The sequence below is a fragment of the Haloarcula sp. CBA1127 genome (genome assembly GCF_001485575.1).
Classification (GTDB): Archaea; Halobacteriota; Halobacteria; order Halobacteriales; family Haloarculaceae; genus Haloarcula.
Map to the genome: position 1 here is coordinate 2739787 of NZ_BCNB01000006.1, position 18116 is coordinate 2757902.

At 62.8% G+C, this 18116-nt stretch carries 24 protein-coding genes; 14 read left to right on the forward strand and 10 right to left on the reverse strand.

Going from position 1 to position 18116, the window contains the following annotated elements:
* Positions 1-34 precede the first annotated feature (34 nt).
* The 6 genes from AV059_RS18290 to AV059_RS22530 all read left to right on the forward strand — a co-directional run bounded on the left by AV059_RS18290 (position 35) and on the right by AV059_RS22530 (position 5350).
* The gene (locus tag AV059_RS18290; protein WP_058996798.1) at positions 35-994 is read left to right on the forward strand and encodes a nucleoside hydrolase; all 960 of its coding nucleotides are present in this window, start codon (positions 35-37) and stop codon (positions 992-994) included.
* A gap of 131 nt (positions 995-1125) precedes the next feature.
* Positions 1126-2208 (forward strand): Xaa-Pro peptidase family protein, encoded by a 1083-nt coding sequence (locus tag AV059_RS18295; RefSeq protein ID WP_058996800.1) that lies wholly within the window; start codon positions 1126-1128, stop codon positions 2206-2208.
* 98 nt (positions 2209-2306) lie between these two features.
* Complete coding sequence (locus tag AV059_RS18300; RefSeq protein ID WP_058996802.1) at positions 2307-4004, forward strand: alpha-glucosidase; 1698 nt, start codon at positions 2307-2309, stop codon at positions 4002-4004.
* 81 nt (positions 4005-4085) lie between these two features.
* Complete coding sequence (locus AV059_RS18305) at positions 4086-4856, forward strand: creatininase family protein (protein ID WP_058996804.1); 771 nt, start codon at positions 4086-4088, stop codon at positions 4854-4856.
* Positions 4857-4931: 75 nt separating this feature from the next.
* On the forward strand, positions 4932-5096 hold the full coding sequence (locus AV059_RS22525; protein WP_195156674.1) for a hypothetical protein: 165 nt from the start codon (positions 4932-4934) through the stop codon (positions 5094-5096).
* 89 nt (positions 5097-5185) lie between these two features.
* Positions 5186-5350, forward strand: coding sequence for a hypothetical protein (locus AV059_RS22530; RefSeq protein WP_005535361.1), 165 nt, complete (start codon positions 5186-5188; stop codon positions 5348-5350).
* 96 nt (positions 5351-5446) lie between these two features.
* On the opposite strand, the gene AV059_RS18310 is transcribed toward AV059_RS22530, so the two are convergent.
* Together AV059_RS18310 and AV059_RS18315 are read right to left on the reverse strand one after the other, a co-directional pair.
* On the reverse strand, positions 5447-5644 hold the full coding sequence (locus AV059_RS18310) for a hypothetical protein (protein ID WP_058996806.1): 198 nt from the start codon (positions 5642-5644) through the stop codon (positions 5447-5449).
* Between the two features lie 159 nt (positions 5645-5803).
* Positions 5804-6091, reverse strand: a complete 288-nt coding sequence (locus tag AV059_RS18315; RefSeq protein WP_058996808.1) for a DUF5789 family protein — start codon at positions 6089-6091, stop codon at positions 5804-5806.
* Between the two features lie 132 nt (positions 6092-6223).
* Between AV059_RS18315 and AV059_RS18320 the strand changes: the two genes are divergently transcribed.
* The 3 genes from AV059_RS18320 to AV059_RS18330 all read left to right on the forward strand — a co-directional run bounded on the left by AV059_RS18320 (position 6224) and on the right by AV059_RS18330 (position 8382).
* Entirely contained in the window at positions 6224-7318 is a 1095-nt protein-coding gene (locus AV059_RS18320) for a hypothetical protein (RefSeq protein WP_058996810.1), read from the forward strand.
* Positions 7319-7434: 116 nt separating this feature from the next.
* Positions 7435-7761: a transcription factor S gene (locus AV059_RS18325; protein ID WP_005535365.1), complete on the forward strand. Its 327-nt coding sequence runs from the start codon at positions 7435-7437 to the stop codon at positions 7759-7761.
* Positions 7762-7770: 9 nt separating this feature from the next.
* Positions 7771-8382 carry a hypothetical protein gene (locus AV059_RS18330; RefSeq protein WP_058996812.1) on the forward strand — a complete coding sequence of 204 codons (612 nt, stop codon included), beginning with the start codon at positions 7771-7773 and terminating at the stop codon, positions 8380-8382.
* Here AV059_RS18330 and AV059_RS18335 read toward each other — a convergent pair.
* The 4 genes from AV059_RS18335 to AV059_RS18350 all read right to left on the reverse strand — a co-directional run bounded on the left by AV059_RS18335 (position 8363) and on the right by AV059_RS18350 (position 10150).
* Positions 8363-8743, reverse strand: coding sequence for a hypothetical protein (locus tag AV059_RS18335; RefSeq protein WP_058996814.1), 381 nt, complete (start codon positions 8741-8743; stop codon positions 8363-8365). The two genes, AV059_RS18330 and AV059_RS18335, sit on opposite strands and share 20 nt — an antisense overlap.
* Before the next feature lie 2 nt (positions 8744-8745).
* The gene (locus tag AV059_RS18340; RefSeq protein WP_058996816.1) at positions 8746-8955 is read right to left on the reverse strand and encodes a hypothetical protein; all 210 of its coding nucleotides are present in this window, start codon (positions 8953-8955) and stop codon (positions 8746-8748) included.
* A gap of 75 nt (positions 8956-9030) precedes the next feature.
* Entirely contained in the window at positions 9031-9753 is a 723-nt protein-coding gene (locus AV059_RS18345) for a methyltransferase domain-containing protein (RefSeq protein WP_058996818.1), read from the reverse strand.
* 1 nt (position 9754) lies between these two features.
* A complete protein-coding gene (locus AV059_RS18350) occupies positions 9755-10150 on the reverse strand; it encodes a nascent polypeptide-associated complex protein (RefSeq protein WP_058996820.1) in 396 nt (131 codons plus the stop codon).
* A gap of 146 nt (positions 10151-10296) precedes the next feature.
* Between AV059_RS18350 and AV059_RS18355 the strand changes: the two genes are divergently transcribed.
* Positions 10297-11247 carry an AEC family transporter gene (locus tag AV059_RS18355; protein WP_058996823.1) on the forward strand — a complete coding sequence of 317 codons (951 nt, stop codon included), beginning with the start codon at positions 10297-10299 and terminating at the stop codon, positions 11245-11247.
* Here AV059_RS18355 and AV059_RS18360 read toward each other — a convergent pair whose 3' ends face one another.
* Together AV059_RS18360 and AV059_RS18365 are read right to left on the reverse strand one after the other, a co-directional pair.
* Complete coding sequence (locus AV059_RS18360) at positions 11248-11733, reverse strand: hypothetical protein (protein ID WP_058996825.1); 486 nt, start codon at positions 11731-11733, stop codon at positions 11248-11250. It lies immediately after the preceding gene.
* A gap of 119 nt (positions 11734-11852) precedes the next feature.
* Entirely contained in the window at positions 11853-12320 is a 468-nt protein-coding gene (locus tag AV059_RS18365; protein WP_058996827.1) for a PUA domain-containing protein, read from the reverse strand.
* Positions 12321-12907: 587 nt separating this feature from the next.
* On the opposite strand from AV059_RS18365, the gene AV059_RS18370 reads away from it, so the two are divergent.
* The gene (locus AV059_RS18370) at positions 12908-13090 is read left to right on the forward strand and encodes a hypothetical protein (RefSeq protein ID WP_008310160.1); all 183 of its coding nucleotides are present in this window, start codon (positions 12908-12910) and stop codon (positions 13088-13090) included.
* Between the two features lie 147 nt (positions 13091-13237).
* On the opposite strand, the gene AV059_RS18375 is transcribed toward AV059_RS18370, so the two are convergent.
* Together AV059_RS18375 and AV059_RS22830 are read right to left on the reverse strand one after the other, a co-directional pair.
* A complete protein-coding gene (locus tag AV059_RS18375; protein WP_004516675.1) occupies positions 13238-13735 on the reverse strand; it encodes an NYN domain-containing protein in 498 nt (165 codons plus the stop codon).
* A 200-nt stretch (positions 13736-13935) separates the two neighbouring features.
* A complete protein-coding gene (locus AV059_RS22830) occupies positions 13936-14340 on the reverse strand; it encodes a hypothetical protein (protein WP_228841837.1) in 405 nt (134 codons plus the stop codon).
* Positions 14341-15102: 762 nt separating this feature from the next.
* Between AV059_RS22830 and dapA the strand changes: the two genes are divergently transcribed.
* The 3 genes from dapA to AV059_RS18395 all read left to right on the forward strand — a co-directional run bounded on the left by dapA (position 15103) and on the right by AV059_RS18395 (position 18013).
* Complete coding sequence (dapA, locus tag AV059_RS18385; RefSeq protein ID WP_058996831.1) at positions 15103-16023, forward strand: 4-hydroxy-tetrahydrodipicolinate synthase; 921 nt, start codon at positions 15103-15105, stop codon at positions 16021-16023.
* A complete protein-coding gene (gene dapB / locus AV059_RS18390) occupies positions 16020-16769 on the forward strand; it encodes a 4-hydroxy-tetrahydrodipicolinate reductase (RefSeq protein WP_058996833.1) in 750 nt (249 codons plus the stop codon). Before dapA ends, dapB begins: the two co-directional genes overlap by 4 nt.
* A 413-nt stretch (positions 16770-17182) precedes the next feature.
* Complete coding sequence (locus AV059_RS18395; protein ID WP_058996834.1) at positions 17183-18013, forward strand: 2,3,4,5-tetrahydropyridine-2,6-dicarboxylate N-succinyltransferase; 831 nt, start codon at positions 17183-17185, stop codon at positions 18011-18013.
* The last annotated feature ends 103 nt before the right edge of the window (positions 18014-18116 follow it).

Below are 18116 nucleotides of genomic sequence, written 5' to 3' on the forward strand. Positions count from 1 at the left end.
TGGGACATTTGTATAGGCCCTGCGATGAGCGGGTATGCGACGCGTCATCATTGATACGGACACGGCGGGCGACGACACACAGGCGATTCTCCTTTCCTGTCTCAGTGACCGAGTTACCGTCGAAGCGGTCACGGTCGTCGCCGGCAACGTGCCCTTCGACAGAGAGGTCGAGAACGCGAAGTACACGCTCGATATCGCCGATTCCCTCGACATACCCGTCTACGAAGGGGCGAGGCAGCCGCTTCTCAAGGAGTTCGAACACGCGGCGTATATCCACGGCGAGGACGGCCTCGGCGGGGACCTGTTTCCCGAAACGGACATCGAATCAGCGACGGGCTTTGGCCCCAATGAGATCGTCGACCGCTGTCGAGCGGCCCCAGGTGAAATCACGCTGCTCTGCATCGGCCCGCTGACCAACATAGCACTGGCGTACGCCCACGAGCCAGACCTTCCGGAGCTTGTTGATGAGGTGTGGGTGATGGGCGGGAACGTCAACTGTGAGGGGAACGTCACTCCTGCCGCGGAATTCAATCTGTGGGTCGACCCCGACGCTGCCAAACGGGTGTTCGACGCCTTCGAGGTGACGCTCGTCGACTGGGGCGTGTGCCTTCGAGACGCGGTGTTCGGCTCGCCCGAGTTCGAGACGGTATCGACGTTCGACACTGAACTGGCGTCGTTTTTCGAGTCGGTAACCGAGCAGGCTCGGGCGTTCAACAGCGAGGGTCCCGACGATCCCGGATGGACGGCACTCCCGGACAGCGTCACCGCCGCGCTGCTGGCGTATCCAGAACTCCGCGAGGCGGTGTCGACGTACCACGTCGCGGTGGACGACCGCGATGGACTCACTCGCGGGTACACAAGCGTCGACATCAACGGGGTGACCGACGGCGAACCAAACACCCACGTTGTGGAGTCCGTCGACAGTGACGCTTTCCAGTCAGTTATGTACTCGCTGCTCCAGTCCCGAGACCCTGATAGCGGCGTTGCCGAGTGAGCCAGGAGCGGCGTCGAACACGATAGGAGCAAGGTGTGTGTCGTAATTGCCGCTGTGGGAGACCTGTGGCACCAGTCCTGTTGCCGCGTGTTGTCCCTGGTTTTTACTGGAGGCCGGCGGGATGTCAGGGTATGACGCTCACAGACCGTCTCGACCAGTACCTCCGGACAGCGGGACTCAAAGCCGTCTGGTTCGCCCGACCGAACGCCTTCGCATGGCTCACAGGGGGAGGCGACAATGTCGTCGACCGGGAGGGTGACATCGGCGTCGCCGCTGCGGGCTACGACGGCGACGGAGTACGGGTCATCACTAATAACATCGAGGCGCCACGGCTTCGTGACGAGGAACTCGACGGCGATGTGACCGTTGAGACGTTCGACTGGCACGCGGAGTCACTGGCTGAAGCGGTCGCAGAAACGAATCCGACCCCAGCGGCAGCGGACTTCGATGTCCCCGGCTTCGAGTCAGTCGACGCCACACAGCTCCGCCAGCCGCTGACCGAAACCCAGATGAAACAGTGCCGTGACCTCGCACAGGACACGGCTGCGGCAGTTGAGGCTGTCGCACGGAAAGTCGAGCCCTCGCATACTGAACTCGATGTGACCGCGGTGCTCCGGCAGAAACTCGAAGGCCGGGGCATCGCCACACCCGTCGTGCTCGTCGGCAGCGCCGAGCGGGCACAATCCTACCGCCATTACACCTCGACTGACACCGAACTCGGCGACTACGCGCTCATATCGGTGACCGTCCAGCGGGACGGGCTCCACGTCAGCACCACCCGGGCGGTCGCGTTCGACCCGCCGGAGTGGCTCATGGAGCGAACCCACAAGACTGCCCGAGTCGAGACCACTGCGCTGGCCGCGACACAGGCAGCCGGTCAGAGTGGTGGCACAGCAGGCGACGTGTTCGACGCGATTCAGGACGCCTACGCCGAGGTCGGCTGGGAAGGCGAGTGGCAGAACCATCACCAAGGCGGTGCGACAGGCTTCGCCGGCCGGGAATGGATCGCCACGCCCGGACACGAGGGCGAGGTCGTGCTGCCACATGGGTACGCCTGGAACCCGACTATCGACGGGACAAAGAGCGAAGACACGTATCTCGTCTCCGACGACGACATCGAACTGCTGTCTGGGACCGGCGACTGGCCGACTGAGACGGTTTCGGCGGTCGGCTACGACCTCGAACTGCCGCGACACACGGTGCTGGAACTGTAGCGGTACTGGTGCTCCCGTTATTCGGTAAGGGCGAGTAGTTTACAACGGGTGTTGTACGAACCCGTGGATTTAAGCGACGCGTCAGGCTACCCCTGTGTATGACCGCAGCGCGCGCCTGGTGGAAGGAAGCAGTCGTCTACCAGATCTATCCCCGGAGCTTCAATGACAGCGACGGCGATGGCGTCGGCGACTTGCAGGGCATCATCGAGCGCCTGGATTACGTCGCCGACCTTGGCGTCGATGTCATCTGGCTCAACCCGGTGTATGACTCCCCCCAGAAGGACAACGGCTACGACATCAGCGATTATCAGGCCATCTACGACGAGTTCGGGACGATGGCCGACTGGGAAACGCTGGTCGAGGAGGTCCACGACCGGGATATGCGGCTCGTCATGGACCTCGTCGTCAATCACACCTCGGACCAGCACGAGTGGTTTCGTAAATCCCGCCAGCGCGACCCGGAGTATGAGGACTACTACATCTGGCGAGAGGGCGGGACAGATGACGACGGCGAGCCCGTGCCACCGAACAACTGGGAGTCCTTCTTCGGGGGCTCCGCCTGGGAGTACGACGAGGAGCGCGGCGAGTTCTTCCTTCACCTGTATGACACCTCGCAACCGGACCTGAACTGGCGCAACGACGGCGTCCGACAGGACATCTTCGACACCATCGAGTGGTGGCTGGAGAAGGGTATCGACGGCTTCCGGATGGATGTAATCAACCTCCTGTCGAAAGTCGAAGGGTTGCCCGACGGCGACCCGGACAGCGAGTGGGTCGGCGCCGAGCATTTCATCGACGGTCCGGAGATGCTGTCGTATCTGACGGCGTTGGACGAGGAAGTGCTGTCGAACTATGACGTGATGACCGTCGGGGAGATGCCACAGCTCACCGTCGAGTCGGCTCTCGAGTACGCCGACACAGACGGCCCGCTGGATATGGCGTTTCACTTCCAGCACACGAAACTCGATTACGCTGACGGCAAGCGGTGGTCGGTCGGCGACTGGAGCCTGCCGGAACTGAAGCGTATCATCGACCGCTGGCAGAACGGGTTGGCGGCGGACGGCTGGAACACGCTGTACTGGGAGAACCACGACCAGCCGCGGAGCGTTTCCCGCTACGGCGACCCCGAAAACTACCGCCGGGAATCGGCGAAACTACTTGGAACGTTCATCCTCACGCTCCGTGGCACGCCATACATCTATCAGGGCCAGGAACTCGGGATGACTAACGCCGACTGGGAGACAATGGACGACCTCCGCGACGTGGACGCTATCAACCACGCGCGGGAGTTACTCGATCAAGACGGCGTTGCGGAGTACGATGACGTGAAAGACATCGTCGGCTACCGGACCCGCGACAACGCTCGAACGCCGATGCAGTGGGACGATTCGAAAAACGCCGGTTTCACCGACGGCGACCCCTGGATTCAGGTCAACCCGAACTACACAGATATCAACGCGGCCGACCAGCAAGCCGATGGGGATTCCGTCTACAGCTACTACCAGCGGCTCATCCAGTTGCGCGCCGACAGGGACGTGCTGGTGTACGGGGACTACACCGACTTACTCCCCGACCACGAACCCGTCTTCGCCTTCACACGGTCGCTGTCGGCGGACTCGGAAACCGAGCGGGTCCTCGTTGTCCTGCACTTCGACGACGCGACGGAAACCGTCGACCTGCCTGTCGAGTACGCCGATGCGACGCTGCTCGAGGGCAACTACGACTGTGACGACACGGACCCGGGAACGGTAACGCTCGCGCCGTACGAGGCTCGCGTCTACGAGCTATTCGACTGAGTACTTCCTCTCTTCCTGAATCCCACTGCAAAGGTCGTCGCGAGGCACAGATTGAAGGCTCGCCCGTCACCAGCACGGGGTATGTATCTTGCCGACGAGACCTGGCCGGACCTCGACGACTATTTCGAGACGGAGTCGCTCGCGCTCGTCCCGCTCGGGTCGACCGAGCAACACGGGCCGCATCTCCCGCTGGCGACGGACCACCTCATCGGGGAAGCCTTCGCCCGGGAAGCCGCCGACAGGACTGGCTACCTCTGCACCCCGACGATCAACGTTGGCGTGAGCCCCCACCACAGACAGTTCAACGGGACGATGTGGGTCGACGCGCCGGTGTTTCGTGACTACGTCGAGTCGTTCACACGGAACCTTGCGTACCACGGCATCGACCGGGTCATCTACGTGAACGCCCACGGCGGGAATATCGAGCACCTCAGAGAGGTCGGCCGCCGGCTCCGGGACGACGAAGTGCTGTACGCTATCGAGTGGATGTGGGACGAGAGCATCCCGGACCTGGTGGACGACCTGTTCGAGCAGAACGGGCCACACGGCGGGCCGAAAGAGACGGCCATGATTCAATACCTCCACTCCGAACTGGTCCACGACGACCGCCTCGAAGACGCACGGGACGGCGGGATTCCGAGCGTCGAGGCGGCAGGGACAAACAAATACGGCTCACGGACCTTCTACGACGCCGCCGATAACACCGACAACGGCGTTCTGGGCGACCAGACCGACGCCACGGCCGAGAAGGGCGCGGAGATGTTCGAGGCCGCGACCGAACAGCTCGTCAGGCTCTGTGAGTGGCTGGACGCGCAAGCGTTCGACGACCTCCTGCCGGAGCCACACGTCTGAGTCGGACACCGCGGGAGTGAGTCCTAGCGCTCGCTTGACAGGTGGCTTTTTGCGACGGGCGGATGTACGACGGGTATGGCCCTCCTCCTGTTTCCCGGGATGCCGGGCAGCGTCGAATTGCTCGTCATTCTCGTCATGATGGGGCTGTTTCTCGTCGTTCCCCTCGGACTCATTGTCGTCGCGTACCTGTTCGGGAAGCGCCGCGGCAGAGCCGAAGTGAGCGACCGAGCCGAATCCTGACCAATCGCCAGACGGCGGCCAATCGGCGTGTTACGGCCCTCTCGCCGCGAATCGACTCGTTTATCGGTCCCACCCTACGAGGAGGATGTGTGTCCCCACCGAGTCCCCATCCGGAGTCGCTCCGTAGCCGAGCGTTCGAAATAACGGTCGATGACGGACGAGAGACCTTCAACGCGCTCAGTATCGAGCACGCCGACTGTGAGACGGAGTGGATTATCTCCGATACGGTGTATGCGCTCGAAAATATGCGGTAACTGATCGCAAGCTGTTGTGTTGTGGAGCGACGATAACGAACCGTACTGCGCCGGACCGCTGACCCGCTGTGACCGCGCAACTGTTCTTCTTGTGCTTCACTCCGCTGAGACCCGCCGCCAGACTGGCATGAACACGCCGTAGAACGAGCCAAAGAACAGAACAACGGCGACGATAGCTAATTCGCGCCCCGCCACGCCGAATACATCGTACAGAGTTCGGAGAACGACGACAACCCCGAGTCCCCAGATAGCGAATCCGGTTCGCTCTTTCCAGGACAGACCACTACGGAACATACGCTGTCTCCACAACAGACGGTATCAAACCCTGTGGTTCAACACGATGGCAGATTGCCGCGTGGACAGCAGGTGCCACACGAGCTATGTCGTCAAATGGACCGCTGCTGGGCCAGCTAGCGTGGCGATGCTTGGCCAGACACGAGGCCGCTGCCCAGCCTACTCGGTCGGGACGGGGCCAGTCCCGATGACGTCCCGGACCGCGTTCTCGAACTCCTGGCGGTCGGAGAAATATGGGACGTCGACCTCCTCAAGCACCGTTGCGAGTTCCTGCGCGCCGTCCGGCGTCCGGATCGTCGTGTCTCCCTCGCGGTCAACGATAGTGCTGTGTTCGATGCCCCAGGTAAGCCGAGCCGAAACGCGGGAAAGCGGCGCACCGGCAACGTCGGGTCCGTCGCCGAGTTCGACAGCCGGCTCCTCCGCGTCCTCGCTTTCGTCGTCGCTCATATCCGAACAGTGCCCGTGGGTCCGATTAGTGCTTTCGGAACGACTCGCGTGTCTGTCGGGTGCGTACGCGCGTGCCCGCGTCATGCATCTGTCTGACGGGTAGTTTTATCGGATGTAGCAGTAGTGTACTGCATGACTAGTCTCACCGACGTGTACGAAGGGGATGTTGGGCGCGTCGCATCGCGCCGCCAGCAGCTCGTCGGGACAACCCTGTTTCTCGTTGGTGTTGCCGGACTCGTCGGGGCAATCGCGCTCGCAACAACCGGCATCGGAAGCAGATACGGGCTGGACGCCTACGCAGCCAGACGAATCGCCGGCATCATCGCCGGGCTCGGACTGCCGTCGGTTATTCTCGGCGTGTTCGCGGTGTTGCCGGCCAGTCGTCGGATTCGGTTGACTGCGCTCGGCGGAACAGGTGTCGCAGCGGTCGGCGTCGGCCTGTTCCGGTCGCTGTACCCCTACAGCTGGACCAGCAGCGACCCGCTGCTGGCACTGCTTACCGGCGTCGTCTACTTCGCTGGTATCGTAACGACGTTCTGGTGCCTGTTCGCGTCGCTTGCGACGTTCAAGACGCGAAACGACCCTGGTGGGACGGCACGCATGGAGGTGACCGAAGAAGGGACGATTCGCCTCGTCGAGGAAGCCCGAACGCTCCCGGGGCTGGGCGGCATCGGATTTTTCGGACAGGACCCGGACGGCGCAGTCGAGACGCAGACAAACCGGCCGGGGACAGGTGCCGAGGGCGCTGTCAGCGACGGCGGGACCGGACAGCGCTCGAACGATACACGCACGGCCAATAGCCGCCGTCGGCAACCGACGGGGGACACGCAGTCTGACCGCAGTACGCGGTCCAAGCGACAGTCGGGCAGCGACACAGCGACGGAGCGAGAGTCGAGCCGTCAGGCGAACAGTCGTTCAAGTACCGGGCAGCAAAACACTCCGTCGAGTGGGACGGGCCAGACTGGTCCCTCGGAGAACGCGCTCGACCCGAGAATAGCTGAGGCCGGCCCGGAAGCGTCCACGTCGACTGACGGCGGTACGGCAACGACGGGACGCGATGCGATTACCGAGACGGCGGTCCATCAGGGCGAACCGGACACCTACTGCGGAAACTGCCGGCATTTCGAATACGTGATGCAGGACGGCGACATCGAACCGTACTGTTCGTTCCACGGCGAGGTCATGGATGACATGGAAGCCTGCTCGGCGTGGGTTCGAAACGACTGAGAGGGTCGATACGCTGATTTTGCTGCTCGTTCCGCACTACACGGCAACACGGAGAGAGAACGGCCCAGGCGAAACCGGGTGTTTAACACGGTCGGCAAGCAAACGGTGGTACTACAATGGAGTTTTGCGACGAATGCGGTTCGATGATGAAAACGGACGACGAGCGCTGGGTCTGTGGTAGCTGCGGCTACGAGAAGGCTCGAAACGCCGAGACCGAACAGGAGATGGCTGTCACCACGCAGGGCCAGGAGGAGTCAGAAGTCGTCGACACCTCCGAGGTCGATGCCGAAGACATGGGGCCGACGACGGGCGCCCGCTGTCCCGAGTGTGGGAACGAGCGGGCCTTCTACGAGATGAAGCAAATCCGCGCGGCCGACGAGTCCGAGACGCGCTTTTTCACCTGCACCGAGTGCGAACACAAGTGGCGAGAGGACGACCACTGAGGCCAGCCCGTGCCCACTGACCCCGCGTACCCGGACGTGCCTACCGACCAGTTGCGCGATGGTGGCTGGGAGCTCGTCGACGAGAGCGTCGAAACAGTCTTTCAATTACCAACAGCCCGCGTCGAGGGGGCGACGAAGGTGTTCGATGCTGCCGAGACGCGTGAGGCTGTCCGAGATGCAATCGGGCTCGACCACCAGTGGCGGTTCTTTTTCGCGACCGCACTGTCGTTTACCCCGCCGCTTGCGCCAGGCATCGGACCGGCGATGATTCTCCCGACGGTCCGCTCGGAAGCACAGTCGGCCTTCGCTGAGGAACTGTCCGACAGAGGGTTCGAGTCCATCGAACGCGGGCGGCAAGAACGAGTCCGCGTCGACAGCGGCGACCGGGCGCGGCTCCGGACCTACAGCGCCGAACTCGACCTCGAAGCGACCGACGCGACGCTGTCGATTACCGGCTGGGTCGGAGTCTGGCACGGCGACGGCTTTCGCATCGCCGCCGGCGCGTATCCCGACCGGTCACTGGCGACACTTTTGAATGTGGAAAACCCGCCTGAACCGCTGCAGCGGACGCCGTCGGACTACCGGACCGAACTGCTTGCCCTCATTCGCGCCGTGGCGTAATCGCCAGCAGCGCACCGTCGAGGAACAGTTGGATCGGGCCAAGACCGAGTCGCTTCGCGAGCGAACTCGGCACGGCGTCCGCACCGAGGCGGGCGACGGGCGCTCCACGAACGCGGATTTCGGCCGTCAGTCCGGCAGCAGCCAGCGCCGTGGCGGCGTTCTTTCCCTCGACGACTCGATCCCGCCAGAGGCCGAACGCCGCCCCGAACGACGGCAGGTCGACGGCGACGAGGTCATCGTATCCCCTGACGGTGAACGCGACCCCGTCCCGCTCGACGGTCAGGTCGGCGTCGACGAGGAGGTCCGGCTTTCGCTCGATCAGGTCGAACAGATCACCGACCGCCTTCGCCGTGGTGACCACTGTCAGTCGTTATCGCGTGTCGTGATGGTCAGCGTGCCGTCGACCCGCCAGCGAGCGTGCTCGGCGTCCTCGCCGGCCTTGCTCGGGACATCGACTTCCATGTCCTCGAAGTCGTACGTTATTTCGGCATTGCGCCCAGTCAGCCGGTCGTAAAGCCCGATTGCGAGGTCTGGCCAGGTTGTCGTCTCCATCGGCGGTTCTGATTCGCTCATGCAGTGTACCATACGCACTCCTACATGTTTAAAGTCGACCCCAACAAGAGGGGGTGAGCAGACCGATGGACGCCGTCAGGGCCGCCGCGCGAATGTCAAGTAGCCGGTGTGACCGACGCCGCCGGTCGATGGGCGGGAGCCGCGGTCGTCGAAGTCCATCTCCCGCTGGATGGTGTCAAGCGTTTCGACGCCGTCGAGGCCGACCTCGGCGGCCGTGGCGACGACCTCGCGCGTGTTCTCCACGAACGGGGAGTACACCGCCAGTGACCCGCCACGGTCCAGCAGCGTGGGCGTTCGCTCGACCACAGTGGGGGCGTCCTCAGTGTCAAGCGTCAGCACGTCAAAGCCCGAGAGGTCATCGAGGTCATCGGTGATGTCGCCGGTCCGGACCTCGACAGTATCCGCGACGCCGGCGATCTCCATGTTCTGGCGCGCGACTTCTGCGAACTCGGGGTCCTGCTCGTAGGTCACCACGTCAGCGCCGATACGGCCCATGTACGCGCTGAGGATGCCGGTCCCGGTCCCGGCATCGAGGACACGGTCCGCAGCGGCTACCCCGGTCTTGCCGACGACCAGCCCCACGTCGCGGGGCATCATCGGCGCGCCGGTGCGTTCGAGGTGGGTAAACAGGTCCGGGCCGCGGAGTCGACGGACCGTGAAGCCGGTGCCCAGATGCGTCTCGACGACATCGCCCGGTTCCACGTCCTCGGGCACCTCCAGAATGCCGAGGTCGGATTCGAACCGCTCGCCGGGGTCCAGCAGGTACTCGCGGTCTTCGTGGACGAAGAGGTACGCCACGTTACTCCAGTTCGTCGACCGCGTCCGCGAGGTCGCCGTCGTTGGCTTCGAGTGCCTCTCGCGCGGTGTCTTCGTCGACGCCGGCCCGCATGGCGACGAGTTCGACGTCATCCTCGTCGACGCCGGAATCGCTCTCGGATTCGTCGGCATCGTCCACAGATGCCGCGGCCGAGCCTTCGCCGGAGCCGAGTTCGCGGCTCTCAGGCTCGCCGACGACCTGATACGTTTTCTGGCCCTGGGCTTCCATGAGCTGGACCTCCGCGTCGTCGAAGACGAGTTCCTCGTCCGGGGTGCGGATAATTACTTCCTGCGCATCGATATCCTCCATGTCGATGCCCATCTGTTCCATCATCTGCTTCATCTTGCGCGGGTTCATCCCGCCGCCTCCGCCAAACATACGTAGGACTGGCGGGGCAGGGCAGAAAAGCGTAGCGACCCGGGATCGGGCCGACGTTCGTTGCGAGAGCGGCCTGCTGCCCGGACGAAACCGGCACGCACCCACGGCTTCGTAACGATTCTAAGGCTCGCCCGTGCATCCCCGCCGTGTCACTGCTGTCTATCTTCGCCACGGCGATCCTCCCCGTCGTCGCCGTCGCTGCGGCCGGCTTCGCGCTCGGCCGACTGAAAGGCACCGACCCTGACGCACTCAACACCATCACGGTATACGTCCTCGCACCCGCGCTGGTGGTCCACAGCCTGACCACGTCGACGCTGGCCGGCGACACGATCCTGAGCGTCGTCCTCGCCGTCGTGCTGTTCACCGCGGCGATGCTCCTCGTCGCGGAGGGCGTCGGCCGCCTCACGGGGCACTCTGAACCGCTTCTGGGCGCGTTCGTCCTCGTCTCTATCTTCCCCAACACCGGGAACTACGGGATTCCCCTGGCGGATTTCGCCTTCGGTGCGACCGGGCGCAGTACGGCCGTTCTCGTGACTGCACTGCAGGGCGTGTTGCTCTACACCGTCGGCATCTACATCGCCGCCCGGGGCAGCGGCGGCAGCCCGCTCGCGGACATGCGTCGCGTGTTCGGCGTCCCGCTCGTCTACGCCGTCGTCGTGGCGCTGGCACTGCGGTGGGTCGGCGCAGTACCGCCCACAGACTCGACGGTGATGCAGACGCTGGAACTGCTTGGCAACGCGTCGATTCCAGTGATGTTGCTCATTCTGGGCATCCAGCTATCGAACGTCGACGGGGACAGCGACTTCCGGTCCGTCGGTATCGCCAGCACATTGAAACTCCTGCTGGCACCGGTGCTCGCGTTCGCTGCGGTGCTCGCGGTCGGGTTCCAGAACCAGACGGTTGCGCGGGTGGTCGTGCTCCTGCTGGCGACGCCGACCGGCGTGACGACCATCATCCTCGTTGGCGCGTTCAGCCACGGGACAGGGGACCAGTCACCGGGCGAACTCGTCAGCGCGACCGTGTTCCTGACGACTGTCGCCAGCGCGGTGACGGTCACACTGCTGGTGTGGCTGCTGCAGTCGGGACTGGTGCTGTGACTACTCTTCCCAGTATATCCTGATCTCGTCAGCGGTAATGTCGACAAAGTGATTTGAGCCGCTGCTGACCGCGAACCGGCCGATAGTCCGTTCGATAGTCCGGCTAGGACCGCCAGCAACCGCGACGGTAATCGTGTATGTTCCGGTCGCACCGATCATCGGGTCATACTCGACGGACTCGCCAGCGGCCAGCGTCTCCGTCTCATCGAGAACCGTCGTTTCGTCCCGTGCGATGGTGAGTGTGACAGTCTGCTCACTGTCCGTGTCGTTGTCGACGACAAACAGGATCGGGTCGTCGGGAGCGGGCGTTACTGTCGGTGTCGGCGTGTCCTGCGGTGTTTCGGTCACCGGTGTTGTCGACTGTTCCGTTGGCGTCGCTGTGGCTGTCGATGGTGTCGAGCCGTTCGTGGCCGTGTCGTCACCGGGCGCAACACAGCCGGCGACTGGGGAGAGCGCGAGCGCGGCGAGAAGGGTGCGGCGGCGCATATCGCTCGTCCCGACGGGAGCAGCAAATGCTTTCTGTCATACGGGATGGTGCCGAGCAGGTCCGGAAAGTGCCACCCCGGTGGCTGGCGCGTACCGGGCGGTCACGACGCCACTCTGTCTCAGTCCTCTGCGCCCTGCCGGACTTTCACAGCCATCCCCGTTTCGAAGTCGTCCATGCCGCTGCCGGGCAGTTCCGCACGGCCGACGGCGAGCAGATAGCCGTCTTCGTGGACGACGAGGGCTTCGTCGCCCGGACGGAGAGCGCTGTCGGCGGACTGCACGAACTTCGCGAAGGCGTTGCGGCCCTCGCGGATGAACGGCTCGCTCTCGTCGCCAACGACCACGCGGTGTCGCGGCCCGTCGAACGCATCGAGGAGTCTGCTCCCGCCGGCGAGTCCGAGTCGGAAGCGTCCGTCGTCGCCGTACGTGGCGATGCGGCCGTCCGTGGCATGGACCTGTCGCGGCCGGCCGGAACTAGTATGTGTTACGTCGAGGGCGTCAGCATCGGCGAACAGCGCCGTCCCGCCGCCACCGCCGAACTGGTAGTCGGCCGCACGCCGGAGTCCGCGGAACTCGTCGTCACTCATTGCCCGTGTTCGATGCCGGGTGATAAACCGCCTTTCGGTTCTGCTCGTGCCACTGTTCGACGCAGTCCGAAATGAAATGGTTGCCCGACCGTGGCTGCCCGAACCACGGCCGACCGAAATCGTGTGGCGATGGTGAATGCCACTCCCCCCAATCCGTCCCGAATCAACGGTCCGGCCCTATGGGTGACGGAGTCCCGAACCGGAATGCCATTGGTTCGCTCCGTCAGTCGCCCCGGCCCGAGTACACGGGGCGCGTGCCTCTGTATCCGATCCGTGGTCAGTGATCCGACCACAACGCCTGGAACTGCAGTGGGTCTCCGTCTCGCGCCTGTTCCGTGACGAGCGCGAGGTGTCCCAACTATCCTCAGCACGTGGCAACACGCCGTCTCTGTGACCCAACTGGTCGGGGGCACTACAGGGGGATGTGTTTGCTGCTTCAGTTATGCAGGTGGGCTGGAAATACCGTTCTGTCGGGCCGGAGCGGTGACGTCTCTCAGGAGAAATATGGGCATTGCTGCCCAGTGCCATACTTTCCTCCGTCGATTTTGGGGAAATTTATACCGGATGACTTCCAAGTGACGGATGACATGGCTACAGACACGCGAAAAGTGATTCTGGGTGCTGCGCTGCTGGCGATCAGTACCGTGCTCATCCTTGGTACAGGGGCAATCGACATCGGCATCCCGGCCGCTGCCGGAGCGCTGGCTGCACTTGGGCTGGCCGCCGGAGCCCTCCTCGTTGGAACGTCAGAAGACGGTCGCCCGGTCTAACCGCCGAGAGTCTTTTTCTTCGACAGCAACCCAAACACACGTAGCTGTGAGTCCATCGAACCGCAAGAAACTGCGGGAGAATGTCGGCTACGTGGGTGAACCAGCAGTGGACAGAGCGGCAGAGCGACTCCCAAGACACTGGGTCGGCTACAGCAGGAACCGATCGGAATCGTCGCTCATGTCGATAAATCCATCAACGGCCGCTTTGAGGTCTTCGGAGGACGACTCTTCGAAGCCCATCGCTTCGACGCGACAGCCCTCGTGGCGGAGATATCGGCACACGCGAGCGAAGTCCCCGTCGCCGGTACAGAGCACTACTGTATCGACGTGATTCGCCAGCGAGACGGCGTCGAGGCTCATCCCGACATCCCAGTCGGCTTTCTTCGATCCGTCTTGGAATGTCTTGATGTCCTTGATGCGTGTCTCGAAGCCAATGTCAACGAGCGCTTCGAAAAACGACTCTTCTTCGGGCGAGTCCGCTCGGATGACGTAGGCGATCGCGCGGGTCAGTTCGCGGCCGTCAACGGCCTCTTCCAGTAGTGCCTCGTAGTCAATGTTCCGCGAGTAAAGACTCCGGGCAGTGTGATAGAGGTTTTGCGCGTCGGCCAGTACGGCCACGCGCTGCCCCGGCTGGGAAACTGTCATATCAGGTATTGGCTATCGGCCCGAATATGCTTTCGGGATACAAACGTGAAAGAACGGCGTAATTATGCCCCAACTAACCAGTTGTTGTAGCTTCAGCAGTTCTAGGCACAGATAAAATCTGTCAATAAAAGGGGCGGACTATCGAGGAGTGCAGTCTACTTAGTGACTACTGTGTTTCACCCAGACAAGCGCAGAACAGCCTACTTCTGGAGGTCGAACGCAACTGCTACCGGAGTCGATGTCCAGTAGACGAACCGATACCGACCGGAGACGAGTTCAGGACACACAGTAAAATCTTTCTCGTCAGGAACAACCCCTTCTTCGGTCAGACGGAGTGACCATTCAAATACCTCTCCAGGCGCTGCCTCGGTACCCAGATCTACGTATTGAAACTCATCGTCCCCGGTCTGTCCACGGACATCTTGCCAGCCATCTTCAGTGAGAAGTTCGATTTGATACATATACTTAAGACCCAGAGTGAGGGTGCTATCAGACGTGTTCATCAGCGTAATTTGGGCTGTGTCACCGTGTTCAAACTCTGTCTCATCAATCCGTAGTGATACATACCCAGTATCTCCCCACGGAACGGAGCCTTCGTCGTACATTGGCGGGTGGCGAGAGAAGTTGCCCTTCTCACACGAGAATTCTTTCACCGGGGACCTGGGACTCTCAGTTGGCCGAACATGATCACTGAGTTGACGCTCTGTCATCTCTTCGGTATTTCCAGCTGTTTTTTCGGCAGTGTTCTCGGTTTCCGTTTTTGCAGCTGTCTCGGTCGGATTACTGCTGGTACTCGAACAGCCGGCGAATCCGAGGACACTGGAGGTGGCTAAAAGATAGTGTCTTCGACGCATACCTGCCGATATTATATACCTTGTAGTATATGTTTTGCGAGCGATACTTGTGTGTTATCCTCAGAGTGTAATGTGTACACCTCTGACCGCTTGCTTCAGACGGGACCCGAATACCAAAATGCAGTCGCGCCTGCTCCAGCAGCGTCTCCCAGACAGGCCGAAGGGGACGCTGGCGTACTGCCACACGATGTAGGGTCCCGCCGGCTCCATGCGACGATTCGAACGCGCTTCGATGCACTGTGAACAGCGACAGCGAGAACACAAAAGCTAAGTCGGTCACACGCAGTTACTCGACCATGCGACGACGCCGTCAGTCCGGAACCGCTTCGTGGCTCCCCGGAGAGGGCGTCGTCCGCGCAAAGCGCAAGCCGACGTTTTAGCGACTCGTGGCGGACGTGGCGACTCCGTCTCGGGTCAAGTCGTTTGACACACACAACAGCCGGCGGTATCGGCCGGCCATCGAACCGTTTCCGATCGAACAACCGAACCCACAGCGACACCAGACACACAGCAATGACAGCGATTGACTTCCACGGCGTGTTCCCAGCGATGTGCACGCCGTTCCATCAGGACGGCAGTATCGACTTCGAAACACTCAGAGACGACGCTCAACGGCTCGAATCCGCTGGCGTCGACGGCCTCGTTCCCGTCGGCTCGACCGGCGAGTCGGCGACGCTCTCCCACGACGAACACATCGAGGTCGTCGAGGCGGTCATCGACGCCGTCGACGACGTGCCGGTTATCGCCGGCTCAGGGTCGAACAACACCAAGGAAGCGCTGGAGCTATCGCAACGCTCCGCCGAGGCCGGCGCTGATGCCCTGTTGCTCATCTCGCCGTACTACAACAAGCCCGAACAGCAGGGGTTTATTGACCATTACACGACGCTGGCCGACGCCGCCGACCTGCCACAGATCGTCTACAATGTCCCCTCGCGGACGGGCCAGAACATCGAACCGGACACGGCGGTCGAACTCGCGTCGCACCCGAACATCCGCGCATACAAGGCCGCGAGCGGCGACATGAACCAGATTTCAGAGATCATCGAACGCACGCGAGACGAGGACTTCGCGGTGCTGTCCGGTGACGATGGCATGACGCTGCCGGTCCTGTCAGTCGGTGGGACCGGCTGTATCTCTGTCTCAGCCAACATCGAACCGGAGCGCACCTGCGCAATGGTCGGTGCGGCGCTATCCGGCGACTTCGAGCGAGCGCGGGCAATTCATCACGAACTCGGGCCGCTGTTCCGTGCGATGTTCGTCGAGACAAACCCCATCCCGGTCAAGGAGGCCATGCGAATTCGGGGCTACGGCCCGGCGTATCTCCGCTCCCCACTCACTCGCCTCTCAGACGAACACCTCGACCACCTGCGTGAGGTGCTCGCCACACTCGAAACCGAGGACCTCGAAGACGAGTATGCGGAGGCCGAGCGATGACGCGAGTGGCGGTCAACGGTGTCACCGGCCAGATGGGCAGGGCCGTCATCGAGGCCGCCACCGACAGCAAGGTCGTGGTCGGCTTCGCGACCAGCGAGACGGACACGGTGGACGGAGTCCCTGTCGTCAATCCGGCTGCGGCCGCCGCTGCGCTCCGGGAGTACGACGTGGACGTTGTGGTCGATTTCGCCGTCCCTGAGGGTGCGCTGACCGTCGCCGAGGCCTGCGTCGAAGCGGGCGTCCCGATAGTCGTCGGAACCACCGGCTTCGAAGAGGATGGGCTGGCCCGCCTGCAAGACGCCAGCGAGGAGATTCCGCTGCTGAAGGCAACCAACTTCTCGCAGGGAATTCAGGTCCTCCAGCGTCTCATCACCGAGGCAGTCGGCACGCTCGATGACTACGACCTCGAACTCATGGAGACCCACCACAACCGCAAAGTCGACGCGCCGTCAGGAACTGCCAGCAGTATCCTCGACGTGATTCAGGAAGAGCGCGACGTGGAGCCAGTGTACGGCCGCGAGGGCCACGCTCCGCGCGACGACGACGAAATCGGCGTGTTCGCCCGCCGGGCCGGCGACGTTCGCGGCGAACACGAACTCGTACTGGCCGGCAACGACGAAGTCCTCTCGCTCTCCCACCGGGCCGAGGACCGCGGCGTGTTCGCCGCCGGCGCACTCGATGCGGCGGCGTGGCTCGTCGGCCGCGACGCCGGCTGGTACGAGTTTGGTGACGTCGTGGACGCTTGAACGGAAGCAGGAAGACAACAGAGACGGTTTTTCGCGGCGCACTTGGCAATTGATTGTTGTTTTAGACGACGCAGAAAACGGCGACACATACTGAGACGTGCTGTCCGAGAAGTATGAATATGTGATAATACACACTCGAAGACCTCTCCCAATACTACGGTCAGCCTTATATGCCGGAATTGCTGAGTTTCGTGTATGGCTACGAACCAGCGGGTACAACTCCCAGCAGCCGATTGTCCACGATGTTCCAGTGAATTCGAAGCGACGGCGCCACGTATCAGCATGTGTCAGGAATGCGGGTACATTTCCGGGCGCGGGTCCGACTGAAAGAACGACACCGAAAAAGTGCCGCGTGGTAGCACACCCATCTCGAAACCCCGATAGGTAAGCCCTCGGCGTCGCAACCGAGTGGTATGAGTCTCAAAGCCGACATCGACGACCTCTGGCAGCGGAAACAGGACGGCCTCTCAGCGACCGACGCAACAGACGACCACCTCGACGTACTTGCAGAGTTCCTCGCGGCGCTGGAGGCCGGCGAGGTCCGCGCCGCGGAGAAGTCCGGTGGCGAGTGGAAGACGAACGCCTGGGTCAAACAGGGTATTCTGCTGAACTTCGGCCTGCGCGAGACCGTCGCTCGCGAGTACGGCGGCGTCGACTACCACGACGTGCTCCCACTCCGGGAGACCGCGGATCTCGGCGAGCGCGGAACGCGCAACACCCCGGACGGGACCACCATCCGCCGCGGCGCGTACCTCGGCGAGGACTGCATCATGATGTCGCCCTCTTTCGTCAACATCGGAGCCTACGTCGGCGACGGGACGCTCGTCGACTCCTGTGACACCGTCGGCTCCTGCGCCCAGATCGGCGAGAACGTCAAACTCGGCGCGAACACGCTCATCGGCGGCGTCCTCGAACCGGTCGAGAACGCGCCGGTGATCGTCGAGGACGAGGTGTCGCTGGGCGCTGGCTGTCGCGTCACCAGCGGCTTCGTCGTCGGTGAGGGTTCCATCGTCGGTGAGAACACGCTGCTGACGCCGCGGATTCCGGTGTACGACCTCGTCGAGGACGAGGTGCTGTACGGTGAACTGCCGCCGGAGCGCCGTGCGTTCCAGCGCTTCGTCGACTCCTCGGTCGGCGAGAACGATCTGATCCCCGGCGGGGCGTACAAGCCAGCCGTCGTGGCGACTGATGTGGAGGAGGAGACGCTGGAAGCGACAGAGCGAGAGGACGCACTTCGGGAGTAGCGAGGCGCTCGCGCCTCGAATAACGAGCGGGGAGCGAAGCGACCCGAGAGTAGCGAGGCTCTGAGCGGAGTGAAGAACCTCGGCGGAACGGCGACCAAGGGGA